Annotated in this window: 14 protein-coding genes and 1 pseudogene; 7 read left to right on the forward strand and 8 right to left on the reverse strand. The window is 73.9% G+C overall.

Going from position 1 to position 17,834, the window contains the following annotated elements; all coding sequences use genetic code 11:
- The first annotated feature begins 18 nt into the window (after positions 1–18).
- Positions 19–2,613 carry a bifunctional acetaldehyde-CoA/alcohol dehydrogenase gene (gene adhE / locus HHL19_RS24475; RefSeq protein ID WP_169092500.1) on the forward strand — a complete coding sequence of 865 codons (2,595 nt, stop codon included), beginning with the start codon at positions 19–21 and terminating at the stop codon, positions 2,611–2,613.
- A 58-nt stretch (positions 2,614–2,671) separates the two neighbouring features.
- Here the strand turns inward: adhE and HHL19_RS24480 are convergent, their stop codons facing one another.
- A complete protein-coding gene (locus HHL19_RS24480; protein ID WP_169092501.1) occupies positions 2,672–3,709 on the reverse strand; it encodes a DUF3533 domain-containing protein in 1,038 nt (345 codons plus the stop codon).
- Between the two features lie 188 nt (positions 3,710–3,897).
- On the opposite strand from HHL19_RS24480, the gene dnaE reads away from it, so the two are divergent.
- The 3 genes from dnaE (at position 3,898) to HHL19_RS24495 (ending at position 9,640) form a co-directional block, all read left to right on the forward strand.
- The gene (gene dnaE, locus HHL19_RS24485) at positions 3,898–7,635 is read left to right on the forward strand and encodes a DNA polymerase III subunit alpha (protein WP_169092502.1); all 3,738 of its coding nucleotides are present in this window, start codon (positions 3,898–3,900) and stop codon (positions 7,633–7,635) included.
- Positions 7,632–8,588, forward strand: coding sequence for a hypothetical protein (locus HHL19_RS24490; RefSeq protein ID WP_169092503.1), 957 nt, complete (start codon positions 7,632–7,634; stop codon positions 8,586–8,588). Before dnaE ends, HHL19_RS24490 begins: the two co-directional genes overlap by 4 nt.
- 173 nt (positions 8,589–8,761) lie before the next feature.
- On the forward strand, positions 8,762–9,640 hold the full coding sequence (locus HHL19_RS24495; RefSeq protein WP_169092504.1) for an alpha/beta fold hydrolase: 879 nt from the start codon (positions 8,762–8,764) through the stop codon (positions 9,638–9,640).
- Here the strand turns inward: HHL19_RS24495 and HHL19_RS24500 are convergent.
- Positions 9,637–10,614 carry a lytic polysaccharide monooxygenase gene (locus tag HHL19_RS24500; RefSeq protein ID WP_169092505.1) on the reverse strand — a complete coding sequence of 326 codons (978 nt, stop codon included), beginning with the start codon at positions 10,612–10,614 and terminating at the stop codon, positions 9,637–9,639. The two genes, HHL19_RS24495 and HHL19_RS24500, sit on opposite strands and share 4 nt — an antisense overlap.
- Positions 10,615–10,766: 152 nt before the next feature.
- Here HHL19_RS24500 and HHL19_RS24505 point away from each other — a divergent pair.
- Both HHL19_RS24505 and HHL19_RS24510 read left to right on the forward strand, forming a co-directional pair.
- Positions 10,767–11,085, forward strand: a pseudogene (locus HHL19_RS24505) (tripartite tricarboxylate transporter permease); the annotation flags it as partial.
- Between the two features lie 211 nt (positions 11,086–11,296).
- Entirely contained in the window at positions 11,297–11,746 is a 450-nt protein-coding gene (locus HHL19_RS24510; protein WP_169092506.1) for a DUF6299 family protein, read from the forward strand.
- Here the strand turns inward: HHL19_RS24510 and HHL19_RS24515 are convergent.
- Positions 11,739–12,224 carry a DUF402 domain-containing protein gene (locus HHL19_RS24515; RefSeq protein WP_169092507.1) on the reverse strand — a complete coding sequence of 162 codons (486 nt, stop codon included), beginning with the start codon at positions 12,222–12,224 and terminating at the stop codon, positions 11,739–11,741. The two genes, HHL19_RS24510 and HHL19_RS24515, sit on opposite strands and share 8 nt — an antisense overlap.
- The gene (locus HHL19_RS24520) at positions 12,205–13,125 is read right to left on the reverse strand and encodes a GNAT family N-acetyltransferase (protein ID WP_169092508.1); all 921 of its coding nucleotides are present in this window, start codon (positions 13,123–13,125) and stop codon (positions 12,205–12,207) included. The genes HHL19_RS24515 and HHL19_RS24520 overlap by 20 nt, the downstream gene beginning before the upstream one ends.
- A 73-nt stretch (positions 13,126–13,198) precedes the next feature.
- Here HHL19_RS24520 and HHL19_RS24525 point away from each other — a divergent pair, with 73 nt between their 5' ends.
- Complete coding sequence (locus HHL19_RS24525) at positions 13,199–13,576, forward strand: GntR family transcriptional regulator (protein ID WP_169092509.1); 378 nt, start codon at positions 13,199–13,201, stop codon at positions 13,574–13,576.
- Positions 13,577–13,624: 48 nt separating this feature from the next.
- Here HHL19_RS24525 and HHL19_RS24530 read toward each other — a convergent pair whose 3' ends face one another.
- The 4 genes from HHL19_RS24530 to HHL19_RS24545 form a co-directional block, all read right to left on the reverse strand.
- Complete coding sequence (locus tag HHL19_RS24530) at positions 13,625–14,740, reverse strand: DUF5925 domain-containing protein (protein ID WP_169092510.1); 1,116 nt, start codon at positions 14,738–14,740, stop codon at positions 13,625–13,627.
- 72 nt (positions 14,741–14,812) lie between these two features.
- Positions 14,813–15,577 (reverse strand): polysaccharide deacetylase family protein, encoded by a 765-nt coding sequence (locus HHL19_RS24535; RefSeq protein ID WP_169092830.1) that lies wholly within the window; start codon positions 15,575–15,577, stop codon positions 14,813–14,815.
- A gap of 284 nt (positions 15,578–15,861) precedes the next feature.
- Positions 15,862–16,908 carry a glycosyltransferase family 2 protein gene (locus HHL19_RS24540; RefSeq protein ID WP_169092511.1) on the reverse strand — a complete coding sequence of 349 codons (1,047 nt, stop codon included), beginning with the start codon at positions 16,906–16,908 and terminating at the stop codon, positions 15,862–15,864.
- The gene (locus HHL19_RS24545) at positions 16,905–17,741 is read right to left on the reverse strand and encodes a glycosyltransferase family 2 protein (protein ID WP_169092512.1); all 837 of its coding nucleotides are present in this window, start codon (positions 17,739–17,741) and stop codon (positions 16,905–16,907) included. The genes HHL19_RS24540 and HHL19_RS24545 overlap by 4 nt, the downstream gene beginning before the upstream one ends.
- Positions 17,742–17,834: the final 93 nt, after the last annotated feature.

The following is a 17,834-nucleotide window of genomic DNA, read 5'->3' on the forward strand; positions in this document are numbered from 1 at the left end:
CGGTGAAGGAGGCCCGTCATGGAGGCCGAGGAGATGGTGGAAGGACTGGTCGGCCGGGCGCTCGGGGCGCTCGCGGAGTTCGAGGCCCTCGACCAGGAGCAGGTGGACCACATCGTCAAGAAGGCGTCGCTCGCCGCCCTCGCCGCCCACGGCGAGCTGGCCCGCCTCGCCGTCGAGGAGACCGGCCGCGGCCTCTTCGAGGACAAGGCCGTCAAGAACCTCTTCGCCTGCGAGCACGTCACGCACTCGATGGCCGGCCTGAAAACCGCCGGAGTGATCCGCCGTGACGAGCTGAACGGCATCACCGAGATCGCCGAACCCGTCGGCGTCGTCTGCGCGATGACCCCGGTCACCAACCCCACCTCGACCACCGTCTTCAAGGCGCTGATCGCGCTCAAGACCCGCAACCCGATCGTCTTCGCCTTCCACCCCTCCGCGCAGAAGTGCTCCGCCGAGGCCGCCCGGACCGTCCGCGACGCCGCCGTCGCCGCCGGAGCCCCCGCCGACTGCGTCCAGTGGATCGAGGAGCCCTCCATGGAGGCCACCGGCCTCCTCATGCGCCACGACGGCGTCTCCACCATCCTCGCCACCGGCGGCAACGCGATGGTGAAGGCCGCCTACTCGTGCGGCAAGCCCGCCCTCGGCGTCGGCGCCGGAAACGTCCCCGCGTACGTCGCCAAGGACGCCAGGCTGGCGCGGGCGGTCCACGACATCGTCCTCTCCAAGACCTTCGACAACGGCATGATCTGCGCCTCCGAGCAGGCCGTCGTCCTCGACGCCGAGGTGTACGAGGCGGGCATCGCCGAGTTCGAGCGGCTCGGCGCCCACGTCGTCACCGCCGCCGAGAAGGCCAAGCTGGAGGAGTACCTCTTCGGCGCCACCGCCCGCAGCGGCGACTGCGGCGGGGCCAGGCTCAACGCGGACGCCGTCGGCAAGTCCGCGGAGTGGATCGCCGGACAGGCCGGCTTCGAGGTCCCCGAGGGCACCTCGATCCTGCTCGCCGAGTGCGCCGAGGTCGGGGAGAACGAACCCCTCACCCGCGAGAAGCTCTCCCCGGTCCTCGCCGCCCTCAAGGCAGGCTCCACCGAGCAGGGCCTCGAACTGGCCGCCGCCATGGTCGAGTTCCACGGCCTCGGGCACAGCGCCGCCGTCCACACCGAGGACGAGGCGCTCGCCGAGGAGTTCGGCCGGCGGGTCAAGGCGATCCGCGTCATCGTCAACGCCCCCTCCACCTTCGGCGGCATCGGCGACGTCTACAACGCCTTCCTCCCCTCCCTCACCCTCGGCTGCGGCTCCTACGGGCACAACTCCGTCTCGGACAACGTCACCGCCGTGAACCTGGTCAACGTCAAGCGGATCGGCCGGCGCAACACCAACATGCAGTGGTACAAGATCCCGCCGAAGATCTACTTCGAGCGGAACGCCATCCGGTACCTCGGCGAGATGGAGGACGTGCACCGGGTCACGATCGTCACCGACCGGACCATGGGCGAGATCGGCTTCGTCGCCAAGGTCACCGACATCCTCGACGGGCGCGCCGACCCCGTCGCGATCCAGGTCATCGACGACGTCGAGCCCAATCCCGAGCTCGCCACCGTCCGGGCCGGCGCCGCCGCCATGCGGGACTTCCGCCCGGACACCGTCGTCGCCCTCGGCGGCGGCTCCCCGATGGACGCGGCGAAGATCATGTGGCTGATGTACGAGCGGCCCGAGGTCGAGTTCGCGGACGCCAAGGAGAAGTTCTTCGACATCCGCAAGCGCGCCTACACCTTCCCGAAGCCGGGCGAGAAGGCGAAGCTGGTCGCCATCCCGACCACCTCCGGCACCGGCAGCGAGGTCACCCCCTTCGCCGTCATCTCCGACCCCGAGGCCGCGCAGAAGTACCCGCTCGCCGACTACGCCCTCACCCCGGACGTCGCCATCGTCGACCCGGTCCTCCCGCTGCACCTCCCGCCGACCGTCACCGCCGACTCCGGCTTCGACGCCCTGACCCACGCCACCGAGGCGTACGTCTCGGCCTACGCCAACGACTTCACCGACGGCCAGTGCCTCCAGGCCATTCGGCTGATCTTCGAGAACCTGGAGACCTGCGTGAAGGAGGGCGCGCAGGCGCCCGAGGCCCGCGAGAGGATGCACAACGCCTCCACCATCGCCGGCATGGCCTTCGCCAACGCCTTCCTCGGCCTCGTCCACGCCATGGCCCACACCCTCGGCCACACCTTCCACGTCGCCCACGGCCGCGCCAACGCGCTGCTCCTGCCGCACGTCATCCGGCACAACGGCACCGTCACCCACAAGGCCGTGCCGTGGCCCAAGGCCGAGGTCTACCGGGCACCCGAGCGCTACCAGGAGATCGCCCGCATGCTGGGCCTGCCGGCCGCGACCCCCGAGGAGGGCGTGGAGTCCTACGCCCGGGCCGTCGAGGAGCTGCGCGAGCGGTGCGGCATCCCGGCGGGCTTCCGGGCCGAGGGCGTCGACGAGGCGGCCTTCATGGCGGCCCTGCCGCAGCAGGCGATGAACGCCTACGCCGACCAGTGCGCCCCGGCCAACCCGCGGATGCCGATGATCGACGAGATGAAGGAGCTGATGGTCCGGGCGTACCACGGCGAGTAGTCCGTCCGGAGACGTGCGGATGCCCCCGCCGCGGCGGGGGCATCCGCACGTCTCCGGGTCAGGGCTTCGTCCCGTCCAGCTCGGTGGCGATCGGCTCGCCCTCCGGCTTCCGCTTCAGGGAGGACAGCACCAGCGTGACGGCGGTGCCGACCACCGCCCAGGCGGAGAGCACCAGCATCGAGGCGGTCATGTCGTTGCCCTTGAAGTACGCGATCGAGCGCGCCGCCCAGGTGCCGGCGCCCGGCGGCAGGGCCGGGCCGATCGCCTTCCAGAACGGCGGCAGCATCGGCGCGGGGAAGGCGCCGCCCGCGCTCGGATTGCCCAGGACGACCACGAGGAGGATCGCCAGGCCGATGCCGACGATCCCGAAGACCGACTGGAGGGCGAGGGTGGCCGCGCCGACCGCGAAGACGACCAGGGTGCCGAGCCCCCACAGGGCGGCGACGGAGCCGGGCAGGGCGTCCAGGATCGGGCCGACGATGACCGCGCCGCCGAGGCCGCCGAGGACCGAGTAGAGCGCGAGGACGCCGAGCCGGATGATCGCCCGCTCGCGGTTGGCCGGCCGGGAGCCGGCGCTGATGGCGAGGATCGCGGCGCAGATGTAGCCGCCGACGCACCAGCCGACCACCAGGTAGAAGGCGGAGAGCCCGTCGAAGTCCTGCGGCGAGGCGGGGGCCACGTCGACCGTCCGCACCTCCCGCCGCTGGGCCGCCTCCACCTGCGTGAAGATCTTCTCCAGGGCGGAGGAGAGCACGGTGCCGCCGCCGGAGGCGACGAGCAGGGTGTCGGTGCGGCTCGCCGGGTTCACGATCAGGGCGCCGTCGATCTCCCGGTTCATGATCTTGTCCCGGGCCTCGTCGGCGTCGGCGACCGTCCGCGGGTCGAGCGGGTCGCCGGGCAGCTTCTCCAGCTCGCCGACGAGGGTGGCGGACACCTGCGGGGGCGCGACCACGCCGAAGGGCACGTCGGTCGGCTTCGGGTTGTGCAGCGCCCCGACGTACGAGGTGATGAAGAGGAGCTGGAGGGCGAAGACCCCGACGACGAGCAGGGCGGCTCGGGGGGTGACGGCGCTTTTCAGTTCGTCGACGAGACTCATGCCCCCCAGGCTGCGGCCGAGGGGGCGTTTTCGCAGGTGGGAGAGGGCCGAACGGCTGACGGGGCCGGCCGCGCGCCGAATATCGTACGCACGTTCGAAATGAGTTAGGGTGATGTGCGGGGGTGGGAACATCTGTACGAATATCGGTGCGGGAGCGCCGCCGGAGCAGGAAACGCGGGAGGTGCGCCATGACGGGCTTCACCCATCTGCACACCGCCTCGGGATACTCCCTCCGGTACGGCGCCTCCCACCCCGGCACCCTCGTCGCCCGCGCCGCCGAGCGGGGCCTGGACGCCCTGGCCCTCACCGACCGCGACGGCCTCGGCGGCGCGATCCGCTTCGCCAAGGCCTGCGAGAAGGCGGGCATCCGCCCCCTCTTCGGCGTCGACCTCGCGCATGAGCCGTTGGGCGCGGTGGGCACGCTGGGCACGGTAGGCGCGCGGGGCGGGCAGGACGGATCGGGCGGCTTCGGCGGCCCCGGTGGTTCCGGCGGCCCCCGGGGGGCCGCCGGGCCTGGGGGATCGGGTGTGGCCGAGGGCTTCGGGGGGCCGGGTGGTTCCGGCGGTTCGGCCGGTTCCGGGTGGCGGGGCGGCTCGGGCGGTCTCGACGGTCCGGGCGGGTCGGGTCGTCCAAGCGGGTCGGGTCGTCCGGGAGGGCCGGGGCGACCGGGCGGCTCGGGTGGCGGGGCGACCTCCGCCCGCCGGGCGCCCGTGCGCGGCGGCGCCTTCGTCGACGAGTCCGCGCCCCGGGCCGTCTTCCTCGCCCGCTCCCGGACCGGCTGGGCCTCCCTCTGCGCCCTCGTCACCGCCGCCCACGCCCGCGCCCGGGACGGCCGGCCCGTCCTGCCCGCCTCCGCCGGCCCCGGCGAGGACCTCTTCGTGCTGCTCGGCCCCGACTCCGACGTCGGCCGCGCCCTCGCCGCGGGCCGCCCCGACCGGGCCGCCCGGCTGCTCGCCCCCTGGCGCGAGCGGTACGGCGACGCGCTCCGCCTCGCCGCCGTCGACCACCACCGCCCCGGCGCCGGCCCCGGCTCGCTGCGGCTCGCCGCCCGTACCCTCGGCTTCGCCGCCGAACAGGGCGTCACGCCCGTCCTCACCAACGCCGTCCGCTACGCCGACCCCGGCCAGGGCCCGGTCGCCGACGTCCTCGACGCCGCCCGCCGCCTCGTCCCCGTCGACCCCCGCAGGGGCCTCGACAGCGGCGAGGCCTGGCTCAAGGACACCGCCGCGATGGCGGCCGCCGCCGACCGGATCGCCCAGGCCGCCGGCTTCCGCCCCGACGCCGCCCACCGGCTGCTCGACCGGACCGCGGAGACCGCCGCCGCGTGCCTGGTCGACCCCGAGGACGACCTCGGCATGGGCTCCGCCCACTTCCCCGAGCCGCACCTGGTCGGCGCCGCGCACCGCACCGCCCAGCGCGTCCTCGCCTCCCGGGCCGCCGCCGGCATGCTCCTCAAGGGGTACGGGAAACGGGCCGCCTACTGGGACCGGATGCACCGCGAGCTCGACATCATCGCCCACCACGGCTTCGCCAGCTACTTCCTGACGGTCGCCCAGGTCGTCGACGACGTGAAGGGCATGGGCATCCGGGTGGCCGCCCGCGGCTCCGGAGCCGGCTCCCTCGTCAACCACCTCCTCGGCATCGCCCACGCCGACCCCGTCGAGCACGGCCTGCTCATGGAGCGCTTCCTCTCCAAGCGCCGCACCGCCCTGCCCGACATCGACATCGACGTCGAGTCCGCCCGCCGCCTGGAGGTCTACCGGGCGATCATCGACCGCTTCGGCGCCGAACGGGTCGCCACCGTCTCCATGCCCGAGACCTACCGGGTCCGCCACGCCGTCCGGGACGTCGGCGCCGCCCTCTCCCTCGACCCCGCCGAGACCGACCGGATCGCCAAGGCCTTCCCGCACATCCGCGCCCGGGACGCCCTCGCCGCCCTCGACGAGCTCCCCGAACTGCGCGAACTCGCGGGCGAACGCGAGAAGTTCGGCCGCCTCTGGGAACTGGTCGAAGCCCTCGACGCGCTCCCGCGCGGCATCGCCATGCACCCCTGCGGGGTCCTCCTCTCGGACGCCTCGCTGCTCACCCGTACACCCGTGGTGCCCACCAGCGGCGAGGGCTTCCCCATGTCCCAGTTCGACAAGGAGGACGTGGAGGACCTCGGGCTGCTCAAGCTCGACGTGCTCGGGGTGCGGATGCAGTCCGCGATGGCCCATGCCGTCGCCGAGGTCGGACGCGCCACCGGCACCCGCCCGGACATCGACGCCATCCCGGCCGGCGACCCCGACACGTACGCCCTGATCCGCTCCACCGAGACCCTCGGCTGCTTCCAGATCGAGTCCCCGGGCCAGCGCGACCTGGTCGGCCGGCTCCAGCCCGAGACCCTCCACGACCTCGTCGTGGACATCTCGCTCTTCCGCCCCGGACCGGTCGCCGCCGACATGGTCCGCCCCTTCATCGAGGCCCGGCACGGCCGCGCCCCCGTCCGCTACCCCCACCCCGACCTGGAGGAATCGCTGAAGGAGACGTATGGCGTCGTCGTCTTCCACGAGCAGATCATCGAGATCGTCCGGATCATGACCGGCTGCGACCGGGCCGAGGCCGACCAGGTGCGGCGCGGGCTCTCGCACCCCGAGGAGCAGGGCCGGATCAAGGCGTGGTTCGCCCAGCTGGCGAAGCGCCGGGGGTACGCGGACGAGGTCGTCGCCCGCACCTGGGAGATCGTCGAGGCCTTCGGCTCGTACGGCTTCTGCAAGGCGCACGCGGTGGCCTTCGCCGTGCCCACCTACCAGTCGGCCTGGCTCAAGGCCCACCACCCGGCCGCCTTCTACGCCGGGCTGCTCACCCACGACCCCGGCATGTACCCCAAGCGGCTGCTGCTCGCCGACGCCCGGCGGCGCGGGGTGCCGGTGCTGCCGCTGGACGTGAACCGGTCCGCGGTCGCCCACCGTATCGAACTGGTGTCTGATTCGATGTCCGGGGATTCACGGTCCGGGGATTCACGGTCCGGGGAGCCTCCGGTGTGGGGGCTCCGGCTCGGCCTCACCGACGTCCACGGCATCAGCGCGGCCGAATCCGCCCGCATCGAGGCCGGGCAGCCCTACGCCTCCCTGCTCGACTTCTGGCAGCGGGCCCGCCCCGGTAGGCCCGTCGCCGAACGCCTCGCCCAGGTCGGCGCCCTCGACGCCTTCGGCGCCAACCGCCGCGACCTCCTCCTGCACCTCACCGAACTCCACCGCGTCCAGCGCGGCGCCGCCTCCTACGGCGGACAGCTCCCGCTCGCCCAGGGCCGGAAGACCGCGCCCGTCGGCCTGCCCGACCTCGACGAGTCGGAGCGGCTCAGCGCCGAACTCGGCATCCTCGGCATGGACGCCTCCCGCCATCTCATGGGCGACCACCACGCCTTCCTCCGCGAACTCGGCGCCGTCTCCGCCCAGCGCCTGCGCTCCACCCCCCACGGCAGGACCGTCCTCGTCGCGGGCGCCAAGGCCGCCACCCAGACCCCGCCGATCCGCTCCGGGAAACGCGTCATCTTCACCACCCTCGACGACGGCACCGGCCTCGTCGACCTCGCCTTCTTCGACGACGCCCACGAGCGCTGCGCCCACACCGTCTTCCACTCCTGGCTGCTCCTGGTCAGGGGCGTGGTGCAGCGGCGCGGCCCGCGCAGCGTCAGCGTCGTCGGCGCCGCCGCCTGGAACCTCGCCGAACTGGCCGAACTGCGGGCCGCCGGCGGCCTGGACGCGGTCGGGGAGCGGCTCGCGGAAGAGGCGGCCACCCCCGGCAGGAGCACCGACGACGGCCGCCGCATCCGCATGGAGACCGGCTACGAGATGAACCCCTGGGCCGACCTCAGGCCCGCCGGCGAGGGCGCCGCCACCCCGGCGCGCAAGCTCTGGCACAGCAGCCCCGGGAGCGCCGGATGATCCTCTGCGTACGGTTCGGGCCGACGGCGCCGGAGTCGCTCCTGCCCCGACTCGTCGACCTGCTCGGCGAGTTCACCCCCGTCGTGGAGGCGGCCCCGCCCCGCGAGGCGCTCGCCGACGTGCGCGGCGCGCTGCGCTACTTCGACCGCGAGCCCGCCGAACTCGCCGCCCTGATCCGGGTCCGGGCCCTCGCCCTCCACGGCGTCGACTGCGTCATCGGCGCCGGGCCCAACCCGATGCTCGCCCGCATGGCCGCCCGGGAGGCCAGGCCCGGCCGCACCCTGACCGTCGACGACCCGGCGGCCTTCCTGCGCGACCGGCCCGTCGCCGCCCTCGACGGCGTCGGCCGCGCCACCGCCCGCACCCTCTGCGGCTACGGACTCGACTCCGCGGGCCGGGTCGCCGACGCCCCGCTCGCCGTCCTCCAGCGGCTCGTCGGCGCCAGGGCGGGGCGCGAGCTGTGGGAGCGGGCCCGGGGCGTCGACCGCACCCCCGTCGTCCCCAACGCCGCCGCCCGCTCGCTGGCCGCCGAACGCTCCTTCCCGTACGACGAACTCGACCGCGCCGAACAGCGCAGGGCACTCCTCTCGCTCACCGAGGAGCTCGGCGCCCGGCTGCGCGCCGGGGCCCAGGTCTGCCGCTCCCTCACGCTCACCGTGCGGTACGCCGACCGCAGCACCACGACCCGGAGCCGCACCCTGCCCGAACCGACCGCCCACACCGCCGCGCTCACCGCCCTCGGGTACGCGCTCCACGACTCCCTCGCCCTCCAGCGCGCCCGGGTCCGGGGTGTCGCGCTGCGCGCCGAGGGGCTCGGGCCCGCCGAACGGGCCGCGCACCAGCTCACCTTCGACCCTGCGGACGAGAAGGCCCGGCGGATCGAGGCGGTGGTGGACCGGGCCCGGGCGAGGTTCGGGCCCCGGGCGATCGTGCCGGGCTCACTGGCGGCCTGAACGCAGCGGCCTTCGTGCGGGCCGGTGGTGACGACACAGCAGTTTTTACCGACGCGTAACTTCCCAGCCGGTAACACTCGTGCGTAACTTGGCTGAAGAGCATCCCCACTTGTGGTCCGGACCGCAGGACACAGCACCCCCACCATCCCCTTGAGCCGCAAGGAGATCGCCCGATGCTGCCCCGGAACCGCCGACCCCTCGGCAAGCGCCTCGCCAGAGTCCTGTCCGTCCTGCTCCTGGCCCTCGCCGCCGTCCTCGCCCCCACCGCCGCGGCCCAGGCCGCCGCCGCGCCGAGCCGGGGCTGGAACGACTGGTCCTGCCGGCCCTCGGCCGCCCACCCGCGCCCGGTCGTCCTCGTCCACGGAACCCTCGGGAACTCCGTCGACAACTGGCTGGCCCTCGCCCCCTACCTGGTGAACCGCGGCTACTGCGTCTACTCCCTCGACTACGGGCAGCTGCCGAACGTGCCCTTCTTCCACGGCCTCGGCCCCATCGAGCAGTCCGCCGGACAGCTCGACGCCTTCGTCGACCGGGTCCTCGCCGCCACCGGCGCCCCCGAGGCCGACCTCGTCGGCCACTCGCAGGGCGGCATGATGCCCCGCTGGTACCTCAAGTTCCTCGGCGGCGCCGAGAAGGTGAACGCGCTCGTCGGCATCGCCCCCGACAACCACGGCACCACCCTCCTCGGCCTCACCAGGCTCCTGCCGTACTTCCCCGGCGCCGAGGACCTGATCACGTCCTCCACGCCGGGCCTCGCCGACCAGATCGCCGGCTCCGCCTTCCTCACCAAGCTCAACGCGGGCGGCGACACCGTGCCCGGCGTCCGCTACCACGTCATCGCCACCAAGTACGACGAGGTGGTCACGCCCTACCGCACGCAGTTCCTCACCGGGCCGAACGTCACCAACGTCCTCATCCAGGACAAGTGCGCGCTCGACCTCTCCGAGCACGTGGCCATCGGTACGGTGGACCGGGTCACCTTCCACGAGGTCGCCAACGCCCTCGACCCGGCCCACGCCACCCCGACCACCTGCCTGTCGGTGATCGGCTAGCCCCGCCGCGTCCGCCGGCCCGCGAACAGCACCGCCGCGCCGACCGCCAGCACACCGGCGCCGCCGAGCGCGAGGTACGGCGTGCTGCCGTCCCCGCCGGTCTCGGCCAGCTCCACGGCCTCACCGGCGGGGACGGGGGCGGGCGCCGCCTCCGTCGTCGCCTTCGGCTCCGGGCCCGTGGACGCGTCGGCGTCCCCGTGGCCGCCGTGCTCGACCGTCGAGTGCTCCCGCCCCTCCTCGATCTGCTCGTCGGAGGGCGCGGAGGCGGCGGGCGCGGTGGTGACCGGCGCGGTGGTGGCCGGTGCCGAGGTGGCCGGCGTCGTCGGAGCCGTACCCCCGCCGCCGTTCTGCTGCTCCGCGCCGAAGACCACGTCGGAGCAGGTGTAGAACGCCTCGGGGGAGTCGGAGCGCTGCCAGACCGAGTAGATCAGGTGGCGGCCCGACCTCTCCGGCACCGTCCCCTCGAAGACGTAGTCGCCGTCCCGCATCGCCGGGTCGGTCACCGTCAGGAACGGCTCCGCCTCCAGGTCGGACCACTTCAGCGGCTTCGACGGGTCGTAGCCGTCCTTCGTCACGTACAGCGCGAACGTGCCCCTGTGCGGAGCCGTCCCCTTGTAGCGGAAGGTGTGCTTCCCGGCCGCCAGCTTCGAAGCCGGCCAGTCCGCCCGCGCGAGGTCGAGGCCCTTGTACTTCTCGTTGCCCGCGCTGCACAGCCTGCCGTCCGGGATCAGCGCCCGGTGCTGCCCGGCCGCGTTCGCGATGTTCACGCCGTTCCAGTCGTAGAGCGCCTGCGGCCCGCCCGCCGCCACCGCCGCCCCGCACGCCGCCGACGACGGCGACTCCGGCCCCTCCGCGTAACAGGCCGCGACCCGGCTCACCGGGTCCGTCATCGAACCGTGCGCGAAGGCGGGGGCGGCGAACCCAGCGAGGACCAGAGCGGTGGCGGCGACCGCGACCGTACGGCGAGACGTCATGGGGAGACACTCCTGGAACGAGGGTGGGTGTGGGGGGTGTCCCGCACGCTAGCCCCAGGAACGGCCCGGGAAGGCCCCGGAGAGCGGGAGAGCGCGATTCTTAGGGCCGCTTTAAGGTCCACGAAAGAACCCCCTCAGGAAGCCGCCTCGAACCGACCGGCGCGATCCCGGCCGGCGGCGCGGAGATCCCGACCTTCCTGTCGTACGTGACGGAGAAGCGGCTCTCGAAGCACCAGGTGATGCTCGCCGCCTTCCAGCAGTACGGCATCCAGCCGGGCCCGCTGCTCTTCGAGCGGGAGCCCGAACTGGTGCGGGGCCTGATCGCCTCGCTCTTCGTCGGCATGGTCCCTGCTCGCGCTCAACCTGCCGCTCGCGCCCGTCTGGGCGAAACCGCTGCGGATCCCGCGCCCGTACCTGTACGTCGGCATCCTGTTCTTCGCCGCCGTCGGGGCGTACGCGGTCGGCGGCGAGGGCCCTCGACCTGGTCGTCCTGCTCCCGCTGGTGTGGCAGCCGCTGCGGAAGGCGCTGACCCGGCGGCGTACGGAAGCGTGAGCGGCGGAGTCGTACGACGTGATAGGAGGCCCAACGCGCCGATGAAGGAGTGAGTTTCGGACAACGGGCGGCCGGATCCGGTATCCCTGGCGGGCGAAAGTCTCCCCCCACCTCGAAGGGACACCCCCCATGCGCGTCCGACTCGCCCTCGCCGCCACCGCGCTCCTCGCCGCGGCCGCCGCGCCTCTCGCCCATGCGGGAGGGGCGGACGGCTCCGCCGTCGACCCGGCCGCCCGGCTCGCCGACTTCCTCACCGTCGACCCGGCCGGCCTCCTCGGCGCCGACGGCTCGGTCACCCTCTCCGGCACCTACCGCTGCCTCGACGACAGCGCCGGACCGGTCTTCGTCAGCTCCACCCTCCGCCAGCAGGACCGTTCCGCCGGAATCGGCGGCACCCGGGCCGTCTGCGACGGGCTGCTGCGCACCTGGACCAACACCGCGGTGGTGAAGGACCCCGCCTACCAGCCAGGCGAGGCCCGCGTCGAGGGCACCCTCATGCAGCTCACCCCCACCGGCGAACTCGGCCTGCCCACCCCCGGCTTCCTCGCCCGGGAGGAGTCCGGGGTGACGCTCAACTAGCCGCGAGCAGCTCCACCAGGCCCCGGCGGCCCAGTCGTTCCAGCTCGTCGAGGGCGGCCACGGCCCGCTCGGCCGCCTCCGGATCGGAGACGGCGAGCCCGCTCGCCGCGAACTCGTCCTCGTCGAGCCGGAGCACCTCGCTGCCGTCCGCCGACACCCACAGGTCCAGATCCAGGTCCTCGACCGTCACCCCGGCCGCCCCGAACCCGGCCGGCCGGGTGATGTCGCAGTACCAGCCCTTGAGCGCGCCCTCCGCCGACCACACCTCCTTGACCGTGTACCAGCGGTCGGTCCAGTAGTGCTCGACGAAGACGTCACCCGGCTCGAAGCGCACGAAGCCGAAGTCCCGCACCCCCGGCGCCGCCCACGGGGCCCGCACCGACAGCCGGTTCGCCGACTCCGTCACCACCTCGGCCGGATAGCGGATCTTCAGCCGCCCCGCCTTCCACAGCGCCACCTCAACCGAGCGCCCTGACATAGCGCACCTCCGTCGCCCCGATCTCGTACCCGAACCACTCGTTGATCGCCAGCATCGGAGCGTTCCCGGCGTCGTTCCCGGTGAACGCCTCCGTACAGCCGGCCGCCCGCGCCCGGTGCAGCGACGCGTTCTTGGCGAGCTTGGCCAGCCCGCGCCCGCGGTAGGCCGGCGCCGTCCCCGTCATCCCCGTCGCGTACCGGCCGAGACCGTCGGTCCGTGCGGCGCTGAACGCCGCCGGCACACCGTCCACCACCGCCACCGTCGTCAGCGCCCGGTCGAACAGCGGGTGGTTCCAGGTGGTCTCCCGCCAGTGCGCGTAGTCGTCCAGCTCCGCGCCCACGTCCCCCGGCTCGTCGGCGGTGGTCACCGCGTCCAGCTCGAAGAGCGGCCGCGGGTCGGCCGCGAACTCCGCGGCCGTCCGCAGCTCGACACCGGCCGGCGGCTCCCGGAGCGGCGGCAGCCCCGCCGTCAGGTCGAGCCGCAGGAAGTGCGCGGTCCGGCTCGCGGTGTACCCCCGCCGCTCGGCGTAGGCGCGGTTCGACGGCTCGTCCATGGTCCAGCCGTACAGCACCGTCGCGCCCCGCTCGGCCAGGTACTCCTCGGCCGTGCGCACGAGGAGCGTGCCCGCGCCGAGGCCCCGGCGGTCCGGGTGCACGTACACGTTGAGGTAGCCGACCCCGGGTCTCGGGGCGTCGTGGGCGATGCCGACCTGGGCCGTCCCGATCACCTCCCCGGCCTCCGTCACGGCGACGAGCGGCCGGGCGTGGGAGTCGGGATGGGCGTGCGCCCAGTCGAAGGCCACCTGCTCGGCGGTGGCCAGCATGAAGGGGACGGCCGCGCGCCGGACGCGGGCGAAACCCTCGGCGTCCTCGGGCCGTACGTCACGGACGATCACAGTCATGGGGCCGCACGCTACGGGCGGGGCCGCGCCGCCGCCTCCCATTTTCCGGCGGGGTGGGGGCAGAATCGGGTGGGTGACACTGACACTCGCCGTGGACCACCAGTCCACCACCGCCCCCTACGAACAGCTGCGCGCCCAGATCTCGGAGCGCGCCCGGTCGGGCGGACTCCCGGTCGGCTACAAGCTGCCGACGGTCCGGGGACTCGCGGAGCAGCTGGGGCTCGCCGCGAACACGGTCGCCAAGGCGTACAAGGCCCTGGAGTCCGACGGGGTCATCGAGACCCGGGGCCGGCACGGCACCTTCGTCGCGGCGGCCGGCGACGCCGCCAGCCGCCGGGCCGCCTCCGCCGCCGCGCAGTACGCCGAGGAGGCCTACCGCCTGGGGCTCACCCGGGACGAGGCCGAGGCCGCCGTACGGGACGCGCTGCGGGCCGCGTACGACTCCGAGTGACACCGTCCGGGCCCGCGGGGGGAGTCCACCCCCGCGGGCCCGGCCCCCTCACAGATAGAGACCGGGGGCGGGGGAGCGCTGCTCCGGCAGTTCGGTGGGGGAGGTCCCGCGCCGCAGCGCGAACAGCTCCGCCAGCGTGGCGCCCTCGCCCGGCACGCCCTCGTCCCGCCCCAGCCACGCCGCCGACTCGGCCCGGGTCAGCGGTCCGACCTCGATCCGGGCCAGGCAGCGGCCGGGGCGCACGATCGCCGGATGCAGCCGCTCCAGGTCCTCGTTGGTGGTCAGCCCCACGAGGACCTTGCGGCCCTGGCCGAGCAGACCGTCCGTCAGATTGAGCAGCCGGGACAGCGCCTGGCCCGCGGCCTCCTTCGCGCCGCCGCGGATCAGCTCGTCGCAGTCCTCCAGGAGCAGCAGCCGCCACCGCTCCTTCTCCGTGCCGTCGCCCTCCTCGCCGATCGCGATGTCCATCAGATAGCCGATGTCGTTGAAGAGCCGCTCCGGGTCGAGCACGCAGTCGACCTGGCACCAGTCCTGCCAGGACCTGGCCAGGGTGCGCAGCGCGGACGTCTTGCCGGTGCCGGGCGGGCCGTGCAGCAGCAGGAGCCGGCCGGTGACGTCGTCCGGGGTCAGCTTCATCAGCCGGTCCATCGCCTCGGCCACCGGCGCCGTGTAGTTGCGCCGGGCGTCGTCCCAGGTGTCGGCGCTGATCCGGCGGGTCATCCGGCGCGGGCCGCGCTGCGGCGCCAGGTACCAGAAGCCCATGGTGACGTCATCGGGCTCGGGCTCCGGCTCGTCCTTGGCGCCCTCGGTGGCCTCGGCGAGGATCCGCGCCGCGAGCTCGGGGTCGGTCGCCGTCACGGTGACGTCGGCGCGGTGCTTCCAGCGGGAGGAGAGGATCGTCCACCCCTCGCCCTCGGCGAGGATCGAGCTGCGGTCCTCGTCCTTGGCGCCCCACAGCACCCGGGCGCCGGCCGGCAGCAGGCGCGCGTCCGGCTTCGCCCGGTCCAGGGTGAGGCCGTGGGAGTGCGGCTGCACGCCGGTGGTGAACCGGTCGAGGAAGAGCGCGTCCATGACGTCGCTCGGCGAGTCGCTGTCGTCGAGGCTGACCACGACCGGCAGCGGCGCCTTGTGCGGCCCGGACGGAGCGGCGGGGGTGTCTGGCATGCCGCCATGATCCGCCAACCGTCCGGGCGGCGCACCGGGTTTTGCGGGGCCCCCGGATCCGGTGTCCGCGCGTCAGATCCAGTGCCCGCGCAGCGCGCCGCGGGCCCGGCGGGTGAGCGCGTACCCCTTCGTCAGCGCCCGGTCGCCGGCGAAGTTCCGCCCGACGGCCCGCCCTTCGACGAGGCGGGTGAACTCCTCGACGGTGGTGGAACGGCGCACGGTCACGCGCTCCAGGGCGTACGGCCCCTGGCGGCGGCGCGCGAGCGCGTTCCCGACCGCGAGGGCCTGGGCGAAGCCCGCCTCCCGCACGGCGGTCCGCACCCGGCGGCTGGAGTAGCCGTACGGGTACGCGAAGGAGTCCGGCGCGGTGCCGAGCTCCTCGCCGATCAGCTCCCGGCAGCGCAGCGCCTCGAACCGCAGCCGCCGCGCGTCGAGCTGGTCCAGCTGCGGGTGGCTGTGGCTGTGCCCGCCGATCTCGGTCCCGGCGGCGGCCAGTTCACGCACCTGCGCCCAGGAGAGCATGGTGTCGAGGTGGCCGCCGGTGGCGTGCCGGCCGGGCAGCCAGCCGCTGGTGACGAAGACGGTGCTCGGGAAGGAGTGCTTCGCCAGCACCGGCAGGGCGTACCGGTGCACGCCCTCGTACCCGTCGTCGAAGGTCACGAGCACCGGCCGCGGCGGCAGCCGCCCGCCGCTCCGCCAGGCGGCGGCGAGCGCGGCCGCGGTGACGGGCGTGAACCCCCGCCCGGCCACCACGTCCATCTGCGCGGCGAAGGCCTCGGGCGTCACCGAGAGCCCCAGCGCCGCGGGCGCCGGATCGGGCGCGACGGCGTGGTACATGAGGATGGGCACGGGCTCGGGTCCATCCTCGTGCCCGAGCCCGGCGGCGTGCCCGAGCCCGTCCACGATCCCGGCGCGAGCCCCGGACCACGCCGCCCGGCGCCCGGGCTCGGCGCCGGGCCCGGGTTCGGTATCGCGTACGGGCTCCGCCCTGCCTCCGGGCTCCGCCCCGTGTCCGGGCTCCGCCCCGTGTCCGGGCTCCGCCCCGTGTCCGGGCTCCGCCCCGGTGGGGGGTTCGTTCCGGTCCCGGTTCGTGGAGCCCGGCGTTCCCTCCCGGCCCGCGCTCACGCGGCCGTCTCCTTCGGTTCCGGGGTCCCGGTCCGGCGGGGTGCGTCCTCCGGGGTGATCGGGCCCCACGAGAAGGTGGGGGAGGCGCCGCGGCGGGCGCGGAGGGTGCCGAGCGCGTAGCCGCCGGCGGCGAGGGCCACGCCCGTGACGATGGCGCCGGCCCGGCCGGGGCCGCCGGCGCGGCCCAGGAGGGTGTCGCGCATCCCGCGGAGCACCCCGGCGGGCAGCACCCGGCTGGTGTAGCGCCGCTCGGACTCCAGGCCCTTGCCCGCGCCGACGCTCTGGGCGACGAGGGCCTTGGACAGGCCCTCCGCGTAGACCCGGGTGCGGAAGTAGGCGAAGCGCTCGCGGGCGGCCGGCACCTTGTGGTGGATGACCGCCCGGTCGTCGATGAGCAGGACCGCGCCCGGCACCGCGCCGGCGAGGCGGATGCAGAGTTCGGTCTCCTCGCAGCCGAGCGGGCGCCGGTCGCCGTCCCGGCCGATGCCGGTGGCGAAGCCGCCCGCCGCGTCGAAGGCGGTGCGCCGGAAGGAGGCGTTGCCGCCGAGGACGTTGCGGACCCGCACCCGGCCCGGCGGCAGCCCCCGGTACGTGCAGCCGACGACCCAGTCGAACTCCTCGGGGAACCAGACGGGCCGGCGGCCGGAGGCCCAGACGGGCAGCGTGCGCCCGCCGACGGCGACGACCTCCGGGTCCTCGTAGCCGGCCGCGAAGTGGTGGAGCCAGTCGCGCTCCGCCACCGCGTCGTCGTCGAGGAAGGCGAGGAACTCGCCGCGGGCGGCGGCGATCCCGGTGTTGCGGCCGGAGGAGAGGCCGCGGGGGCCCGCGTTGGCGAGCACCCGCACCTCCTCGCGGTCGTCCGCGTACTCCTCGGTGAGCCGGTGGAGCAGCCGCTCGTTGTGGTCGACGACGAGCAGCGTCTCCAGCGGCGGCAGCGACTGTTTCCGGACGGAGTCGACGGCGGCGAGGATGTCCCCCCACCGCTCCTCCGTGTAGGCGCAGATCACCACCGAGAAGCGGGGCGGGGCCGTGCGGTCGCTCAAGAGACCTCTCCCCGGGGGACGTTGACCGAGAACGCGGCGGGGCGGCGGAGCGCACGCGCGGCCTTCGGGACGCGCTTCTCCTTGAGGATCACCTTGAGGACCCGGAGGCCGTCGCGCACCGCGTTGAGGTTGCTGACGCCGTGGATCCGCAGGTACTCGTGGCTCGGCACCTCCTGCACCTTCAGGCCGGCCTTGACGACCCGGATGTTGATGAGGGTCTCGATCTCGAAGCCGGTGCAGTCGAGGGTGATCTTGTCGAGGCAGTGCTTCCAGAAGGCGTTGTAGCCGTAGCAGAGGTCGGTGTAGCGGGCGCCGAACTTGCGGTTGACGAGGGAGCAGAGGGCCCAGTTGCCGAGCCGGCGGATGCCGGTCATGTCGTCGGTGCCGCCGCCGTTGGCGAAGCGCGAGCCCTTGGCGAAGTCGGCGCCGCCGACGAGGGCGGAGACGTAGGAGACGATCTCCTGTCCGTCGGCCGAGCCGTCGGCGTCGACCATGACGATGATGTCTCCGGTGCAGGCGGCGAAGCCGCTGATCAGGGCGTCGCCCTTGCCCTTTCCGACCTGCTTGACGACTTTGACGCCGGGCCAGAGTTCCTTGGCGACCTCGATGGTGTCGTCCGTCGAATTTCCGTCGACGAGGACGACTTCGTGAATCCATTCCGGCAGTGTCTTGAACACGTACGGAAGATTTTCCGCCTCATTCATCGCGGGAATGACGACGCTCACCGGCGGAGTGATCGCCAGATGGGACGTGATGGCCCGGTACTGGGCCGCTATTCGACTCGGCTCGGTGAATTCTCGGCCCGTGGCGGCCGGGCGCAGGAACGAGCTCATTGGGTCGGTCTCCCTCTCGTCCGGTGGACCGCCCAACCCCTGGGCGGCCCGGTCGTGTGTCCGGTGCGAAAGGGGGGTTCTCGCCATCCCCGC

It is taken from the genome of Streptomyces sp. R302 (genome assembly GCF_012927245.1).
Taxonomy (GTDB): domain Bacteria; phylum Actinomycetota; class Actinomycetes; order Streptomycetales; family Streptomycetaceae; genus Streptomyces.

What these genes read in the sequence shown, in the direction of transcription:
- HHL19_RS24500 (WP_169092505.1), bottom strand. Translation starts at nt 10,614, where the DNA reads ATGACGTCTCGCCGTACGGTCGCGGTCGCCGCCACCGCTCTGGTCCTC.
- HHL19_RS24490 (WP_169092503.1), top strand. Translation starts at nt 7,632, where the DNA reads ATGATCCTCTGCGTACGGTTCGGGCCGACGGCGCCGGAGTCGCTCCTG.
- HHL19_RS24530 (WP_169092510.1), bottom strand. Translation starts at nt 14,740, where the DNA reads ATGCCAGACACCCCCGCCGCTCCGTCCGGGCCGCACAAGGCGCCGCTG.
- HHL19_RS24520 (WP_169092508.1), bottom strand. Translation starts at nt 13,125, where the DNA reads ATGACTGTGATCGTCCGTGACGTACGGCCCGAGGACGCCGAGGGTTTC.
- HHL19_RS24480 (WP_169092501.1), bottom strand. Translation starts at nt 3,709, where the DNA reads ATGAGTCTCGTCGACGAACTGAAAAGCGCCGTCACCCCCCGAGCCGCC.
- HHL19_RS24535 (WP_169092830.1), bottom strand. Translation starts at nt 15,577, where the DNA reads ATGTACCACGCCGTCGCGCCCGATCCGGCGCCCGCGGCGCTGGGGCTC.
- adhE (WP_169092500.1), top strand. Translation starts at nt 19, where the DNA reads ATGGAGGCCGAGGAGATGGTGGAAGGACTGGTCGGCCGGGCGCTCGGG.
- HHL19_RS24545 (WP_169092512.1), bottom strand. Translation starts at nt 17,741, where the DNA reads ATGAGCTCGTTCCTGCGCCCGGCCGCCACGGGCCGAGAATTCACCGAG.
- HHL19_RS24515 (WP_169092507.1), bottom strand. Translation starts at nt 12,224, where the DNA reads ATGTCAGGGCGCTCGGTTGAGGTGGCGCTGTGGAAGGCGGGGCGGCTG.
- HHL19_RS24495 (WP_169092504.1), top strand. Translation starts at nt 8,762, where the DNA reads ATGCTGCCCCGGAACCGCCGACCCCTCGGCAAGCGCCTCGCCAGAGTC.
- HHL19_RS24510 (WP_169092506.1), top strand. Translation starts at nt 11,297, where the DNA reads ATGCGCGTCCGACTCGCCCTCGCCGCCACCGCGCTCCTCGCCGCGGCC.
- dnaE (WP_169092502.1), top strand. Translation starts at nt 3,898, where the DNA reads ATGACGGGCTTCACCCATCTGCACACCGCCTCGGGATACTCCCTCCGG.